General features: G+C 58.2%; 6 protein-coding genes and 1 pseudogene. 2 read left to right on the forward strand and 5 right to left on the reverse strand.

The genetic code is table 11. From position 1 onward, the window contains the following. Positions 1-85: 85 nt before the first annotated feature. The gene (locus SGJ19_16930) at positions 86-619 is read left to right on the forward strand and encodes a hypothetical protein (protein MDZ4781935.1); all 534 of its coding nucleotides are present in this window, start codon (positions 86-88) and stop codon (positions 617-619) included. Between the two features lie 604 nt (positions 620-1,223). Here SGJ19_16930 and SGJ19_16935 read toward each other — a convergent pair. From SGJ19_16935 to SGJ19_16955, 5 genes are all read right to left on the reverse strand, one after another. Continuing rightward, the gene (locus tag SGJ19_16935; protein MDZ4781936.1) at positions 1,224-1,688 is read right to left on the reverse strand and encodes a hypothetical protein; all 465 of its coding nucleotides are present in this window, start codon (positions 1,686-1,688) and stop codon (positions 1,224-1,226) included. Positions 1,689-1,906: 218 nt separating this feature from the next. Further along, positions 1,907-2,638, reverse strand: a complete 732-nt coding sequence (locus SGJ19_16940) for a hypothetical protein (GenBank protein ID MDZ4781937.1) — start codon at positions 2,636-2,638, stop codon at positions 1,907-1,909. A gap of 25 nt (positions 2,639-2,663) precedes the next feature. Further along, positions 2,664-3,212, reverse strand: a complete 549-nt coding sequence (locus SGJ19_16945) for a hypothetical protein (protein MDZ4781938.1) — start codon at positions 3,210-3,212, stop codon at positions 2,664-2,666. Positions 3,213-3,234: 22 nt separating this feature from the next. Further along, positions 3,235-4,110 (reverse strand): hypothetical protein, encoded by an 876-nt coding sequence (locus SGJ19_16950; GenBank protein MDZ4781939.1) that lies wholly within the window; start codon positions 4,108-4,110, stop codon positions 3,235-3,237. A gap of 597 nt (positions 4,111-4,707) precedes the next feature. Continuing rightward, the gene (locus SGJ19_16955; GenBank protein ID MDZ4781940.1) at positions 4,708-5,067 is read right to left on the reverse strand and encodes a hypothetical protein; all 360 of its coding nucleotides are present in this window, start codon (positions 5,065-5,067) and stop codon (positions 4,708-4,710) included. 462 nt (positions 5,068-5,529) lie between these two features. Here SGJ19_16955 and SGJ19_16960 point away from each other — a divergent pair. Continuing rightward, a pseudogene (locus SGJ19_16960) lies at positions 5,530-6,620 on the forward strand (ISAzo13 family transposase).

Raw genomic sequence — 6,620 nt, forward strand, 5'->3', positions numbered from 1 at the left:
CTGCCTACGCGCACGTTTCCCGCTCATGGAATGAACCTCCGCTTGGGTCTATGCTAACCCCAACGGACGAGAATTCCAGTTTCAGGTGAAGCAGGACACTACCACGAACGAATTGGTGCAGATCGAGCACGATGGGATGGTCGAAGGATCGCCAGTTAATAGAGTCGTCATGACGGATTTTCGATTCAACGAAACTTTCGACGAATCGCTGTTCAGCTTCGAAGTCCCGGATACTTTTAAAGTGATGCAATTACCTGCCCCTCCAGCTCAGCTGTCAGGTGAAGAGAGTATCGTGGAGGCGCTGCGCGGCTTCACCAAGCTGGCCGATGGAAAGTTTCCAAAGAGCCTTGCCGATTGGGGCGAATGGGCCGTATTTCTCGCGCAAAATGGCGCGTCACAGGACGAGACCGCGAGTATTGCAGGAAGGTTGGGAGCCATCCTGCCGTTCCTGACCGCAATGTCGAAGGACGATTATCAATACTTGGGTGCCGGGAAGACCACCAGCGATGACCGCACGATTGTGTTCTGGCACCGCACGGATGACGGCCAGGTGCGAGCGATTTACAACGACTTGACGGTGGCCGTTATTGAAGAGGCGGATTTGCCTGCAAGCAAATAGCAAGTCAATTCTTGGCGTGTACACATTCAAGCAGTCGCGACGCCTTGATGACACGTTTTCGGTTGAACGCCGCGTCCGGCAATCTCGCTAAGACTCGCTTCAGTATTCCCCTCGAATGGCACGTAGAGATCGCAAATCTCTACGTGCCATTTGTCGCATTGTCCGAATCGGATACTGACGGGAAGCGAACCCGATAAATCGATCGTTTCCCGACGCTTGCCACAGTAACCTTATGACCAAACTACTTCCCGACGTCGACATCCACAAACTGATATCAGCATTTAAAGTGCCGAGTACTCGATTTATGCCAAGAAGCTGCGATTGCCGATCTATCCGAAACCTTGCGCGCTTTCGCAGCGACACACCGACGCGGCGTTGATTCGCTCGATTGCTGAAACTTGATACAATCATAGTTAGTGACCGGCCACCCCTGGACGCCGGTCCGCCGCCCTGGTTCCCGGGGTCGCACTCCAGCTTCTCGGAATATCCAGGTCCGAACCCCTCTGTATACGGTTCGCCGACGGGACCGTCCACGATGCGACGGAAGCAAGCCGTGGAAGAATTCGGCTGGGCCGATAGCGATCGGGCTGTCGGGGTCCGGGCGCTATGGCCGATAATCGATGCGGATTTCCGGACGCGCGGACCGGAGTTGGTCGATGCCAGCCGGTGTTACTTTCGTCGCAGACAGGCTCACGACCTTAAGCCCGGGCACTTCCGCGATTGCAGGGGTCGCTTCATCGTCAATTGGCGTATTCCAGAACAACAGGGAACGTACGCTGCCCATTTGCGAGAGTGGCGTCAAATCCGGGGAGTCGTGAAACGTGCAGGACTGGAAGTGCAACACATCAACCATTTCGAGCTCGGCAAGTGCGTCGATAGAATCTGCGTCGATCTCAACTCTCTGCAGTTCGATGGACTCAAACTCCTTGTATTTGCCAATCGTTGCCATCGTGATCGGAGCTGCGAACAGCACACGGATTGACCGGCTCGGGCTCACTGAAACAAATGTCGCCCCGGTCGAAAGCAGTTCGCCCCGCAGGGCCTCACGCTCGCGATAGTCCTTGGTCAAGTAAACCGCAGCGCCGAACACGACCGCGAAAGCGGTAAGGAACGTGAGGAGCGATCTTAGTGAGAATCGCATTGAGGTAGCCAGGATGGCAGCAGAGGGGCGACTAATCCTATTGACAGTCAACGTAGCATAATGCATGTCGGGAGCAGCCTCAACCAAAGTGCTGCCAGCCAAAACGGGACACTCGAAAAACCCCGCTTGCAGCCGTCGAATTGCTATCAAGATCCAACGCAGTCCATTCGGCTGTGACTTTGATATAATGAAACACGATGAAACAGTGACCGGCCCTCCCTGGTCCGCCGGTCCGCCGCCCTGGCTCCCCGGGGCCGCACTCCGCATCTCGGAGTTACCAGCGCAGAACTTTTCTGCGCAGGTAGCTCGATGGACTTTACCTCTTCCCCGATCGTAAGCTCCGACCCTAACCCAATAGTCCGCCAGGATGACGCCGCCGTTGCCGCCGTCGCTGCCATGTTATCGCTGTGTGATGACATGCGATGCGGCTCGCGGGAAATGCGCCGGCACATCCGGCCGTTTTCCTCACGGTCTGCATTCTTCGTGAAAGGGATGGTCTCCCAAAACGCAAGAAAAATCAAGAAGGCTGAGAGTGCCAGCAGCAGCACACCAGCCAGTTGAAGCTGCCAGGCCCGCTCGGGACGCATTCTCTGGTAGATACGAAGGACCGCTGCCGGCGCGACGAATCGCATTAGCGCCTTCGCGACCATGGCCCAGCCAATTAGCGTGAGAAACGCTTCAGGAATAGTCCAGACGTTGTGAAACGAGACGATAAGAGCGCCAAAGTTCAAGTAAAGGAAGCCCTCGGCGAATGGGCCAAGCCGGCCAAGACTATGTAGCTTCGCGAAATACTCCACCCAAACACTTCGCTGAAGGATGTGCGAAATCCCAATCACAAAAAAGTTCACGGCAGCGAACACCTGAATTGCCTGTTCCACTTTAACTCCTACGTATCGTGTTGAATCAAAGTGTCATTCGGCCCTTCAAGCCGGCTTTGCTTGCCGACCGACAGCACCCGACCGTTGCGAACATAACCGCCATCCAATCGACGGCTACCAATAAGTTCGCCGACGGCTCCGGCACAGCTTGCGCTGCCGACACGCCGAAGTTGTTCCTCGCGTTGTTCAGGTCGGACAAATCGACCAGGCCGTCGTCGTCGGTAACGCCATCGATGCCGATCCCCGAGCCACCGAAATTGTTGCGAACACGGTTCGCGTCCTTGAGGTCGACAGTCAGAGCTCCGTTCGTGTCACCGAGCACGCCGATGATTGTGGAGAGCACGAAAGCAGTCCGGCTATAGTCGAGTGACCAGACTTGTCCGATCGGCAGCGGCGGGAATAGCGTGTCGTTGAAGGTGCCAGTGAGGCCGCCGGCGGCGGTGACAATCGTGAACGAATCGCGGAGCGCCGGAGTAAAACCGTCAAGTAGTGGAGTAAAGGGTCGGCGGATGTGGATTGTAATCGAGGCCCCGGCTGGGACAAAGTTCTCTTGACTGGGGGAGCTGTGCCCCACGCCGCAGCGCACTGTAAATCCGCTATTTTACGCGAAACAATTTGGAATCGGTCATCGTTTGAAAGAACTCCTGCTCGATGGCCGGGATGTTCGTTCCGTCCCGCGGAACGGTCACCGCCTGGCCGTCGTAATCTTCCAGCTTTGTCACGCATTGTGGCGCATAGAGTTGGAAGATCCAGGCTCCATCGCCCCACTGATTCGATTTGGCGAGATCCCCGTGAGCGTATTCACGTAGCAGATCGCACAGCGGATTGCGGGGCAGGTCGTCGAAGCGCAAGGGATTCCACTCATGAATGCGATCCCAGAAGTAGCCGCGCGCCCAGTTCACGAATCGGCAGCGTTCCATCGTGATCTTCCAGGCCCACTCGTCCGAACCGTTGTAGACGCCGCCGTCGATTTGAAACACGACGATGCGGTCGGCGATGCTAGGATCGGAGAGATAGGCCGAGGCCACCGTCGTGCAGGATCCGCCAACGAACACCAACAGCGGCCGTTCCGGAGATGCCTTATGGGCTTCTTGGACGATCAACTCACTGCCGGCAGAGCGTTCGAACTGCGTGTCTTCAACCTTGCCGCTAGCTGGAGGCTGGAGGGCCACGGTCGCGCCGATCGTCGGCTCAGGAATGTTCGTGAGGCCGCTGTCTTTGGCTAGCCTCAACAGGCGCTGCGCCTCCTCGACCTGTTGATCGAGTTCATGGGCATAACGCTCCCGCCAGCCGAAGGTGCAGCGCGTGACAATGTTGCCGCGCAGCTTGCATTCACCCAGGCTGGCCTTCGCCCAAATGTACGCTGCGTCCGGCACATCGACCCAGAAGTCGTTGTCATAAATCACTGGGCATTCTGTCGAGACGTTCGCGATTCGCACTTCGCCATCAGAGATTGAATACTCCGGTTTCATCGACCAAGCCGCGTGAGGAGTAAGGAGCGTGGCTGTACCCGCGAAAACCATCAAGAGGTGCATGCGGCAGATCATGGAAGTGCTGAACGACATGGCGGTCACGGATGTGATGAAAGAGGATTCCAACGGGCACGGCTAAATAATAAACCAAATGCCGGGACAAAGCATACAATAGAACGATCCGTCCGCGTTAGTGACCGGCCATTCCTGGTCCCTGGTCCGCCGCCCTGGTTACCAGGGTCGCACTCCAGCTTCTCGGAATATCCAGGTCCGATCCCCTCTGTATACGGCTCGCCGGCGGGAACGTCCACGATGCGACGGAAGTTTTTTGGGCTGATGCCCACGTCTTACCGCCGGCATTTCGATCTCCGACTGAATCCGCTCGACAAGAAGCCTTTAGACTTACTGGCCCGGACTTGCGGTGTCAAACCAACGATCGCCGCTCCAACGGGGCAAGTACAGTCTGCCGGCTTCCTATCGGAACGGTCATTTGCTTCCAACCACGGTGAGCCGGGTCGGGAGCTGCCGATTGTGAAACCCTACTCCACGCATCTCCGCGTGGCGGTGTCGTCTGGAGGTGACTCAACCAAATCCGCGTCAACATCCGTAACCCCAGTTGTCGGCCTTCGCGAGCTTCAGAATCCGTTTGCGGATTTGTTCGCCGGTCCGCCGCCTTCCGACTTTGCCGCGGGGAAGCTTCTTCGTCTTGTTGTCCTCTCGGATCCACCGGCGCAACGTGCATGGGTGGACGATCGTGACGAGCTCGTCGAGCGCTCGGACGAGCTTAGCGCCGAGCCGGACAAGCCGGCGCCTCTCGGTCGGCTCGACGAGCACGCGCGCCGGCAAGCGGCTACGGAGAAACTTGTTCTCAGCCTTGAGGCTGGCGACGTAGCGGGCAAGTTCTTTCTGGGTAGCGGCGGTCAAAACCAGCAGGAGCGAACGGTAGATGTTGCGCATGGGGGAATTCAGGCAAGTTGCGGCTTCAACAGACGTTAGCGCCATTTTTGCACGCCGTATGGGTAGAAGAAAGCTTCCGTTTCCCGCTTTCCCAATCATCGCGCGCTCGCGCATGTGTTAACCGGCTGGTCTGTCTTCCCGGCGACGAGAAAAAGTACGCGCCGCATAACAGCCGGCGCGACTACTTCCGTTAAGCGGGCCCGGTTCTTTCCGTAGCCGGTTCCGCTCGCTTTCGAGGGGCCGAAAGGGACTCTAACCCCGCATCGGGCTGTCGTTCAACGACTTATCTCTTGCGCTCTCGCGCGCGTTGTTTCGAAAAGGGTTCCGCACTGGGAGGGTTCAAATCAACCTTTCTTGCCGCTTGGATTGGCTGGCTCGAACGGATGTCGCTTAGGATCCGCGCAAAAATAACTTGGTTAAAATGGGGTTGGTGATTTGTGAGGATTCGATCATACCCTCGGCATGCGGGACGCGGCCGTGGTGAAACAGGTGCGGGGTAAGTTTGCGGCGCTCGAAGCGGTGATGGATGAGCGTGTGCGCCGGCAATGGGCGGCGGCGGAAGCCATGGCCTTGGGTTGGGGCGGTATCGAAAGGGTCGCTGTGGCCACCGGTATGTCGCGAACCACGATCGGCGCGGGGATGCGGGAGTTGCGTGCGCGGGCGGCGCGCCCCAAGGCAGTCGTCGACGCCCGAGTGCGTCGACCTGGCGGCGGGCGCAAGCGGCGGACCGAGGACGATCCGGAGTTGCAGAAAGCCTTGGAGGCGCTGGTCGAACCCGTGACGCGCGGCCATCCGGAATCGGCTTTGCGCTGGACTTGTAAGAGCACGCGTCGCCTGGCTGAGGAACTCACGCGGCAGAATCATCCCGTGGGAGCGCGCACCGTGGCGATGTTGTTGCGCGAGGCAGGCTACAGCCTGCAAGCCAATCGCAAAACGCGCGAAGGCGACGCGCATCCTGACCGCAACGCCCAGTTCGAGCACATCAACAAACAGGCGCTGGGGTTTCAGAACCAACATCAGCCGGTGATCTCGGTCGATACGAAAAAGCAGGAATTGGTCGGAGATTTCCGCAACGGCGGACGCGAATGACGACCGCGTGGCAAGCCGGAGGAGGTCCGCGTTCACGATTTTCAAGACCCGGCCTTGGGCAAGGCGATCCCTTACGGCGTGTTCGATCTGACCAACAACCAAGGCTGGGTCAGCGTGGGCATCGATCACGACACGGCGCGGTTCGCGACTGCTACCATCCGTCGCTGGTGGCGGCAGATGGGCGTCCGACGTTTTCCTGCCGCCAAGCGTTTGATGATCACGGCCGACGGAGGCGGCAGCAACGCCGCGCGATCGCGACTGTGGAAAGTCGCCCTGCAAGAGTTGGCCGATCAAATCGGGTTGAAGTTGCAAGTCTGTCATTTCCCGCCTGGCACGAGCAAGTGGAACAAGATCGAACATCGCCTGTTCTGTCACATCACCCAAAACTGGCGCGGTAAACCGCTGGTCAGTCACGAAGTCATCGTGAGCCTGATCGCCAACACCAGCACCCAAGCCGGACTCAA

The organism is Planctomycetia bacterium (assembly GCA_034440135.1).
In the GTDB taxonomy this organism is placed as follows: domain Bacteria; phylum Planctomycetota; class Planctomycetia; order Pirellulales; family JALHLM01; genus JALHLM01.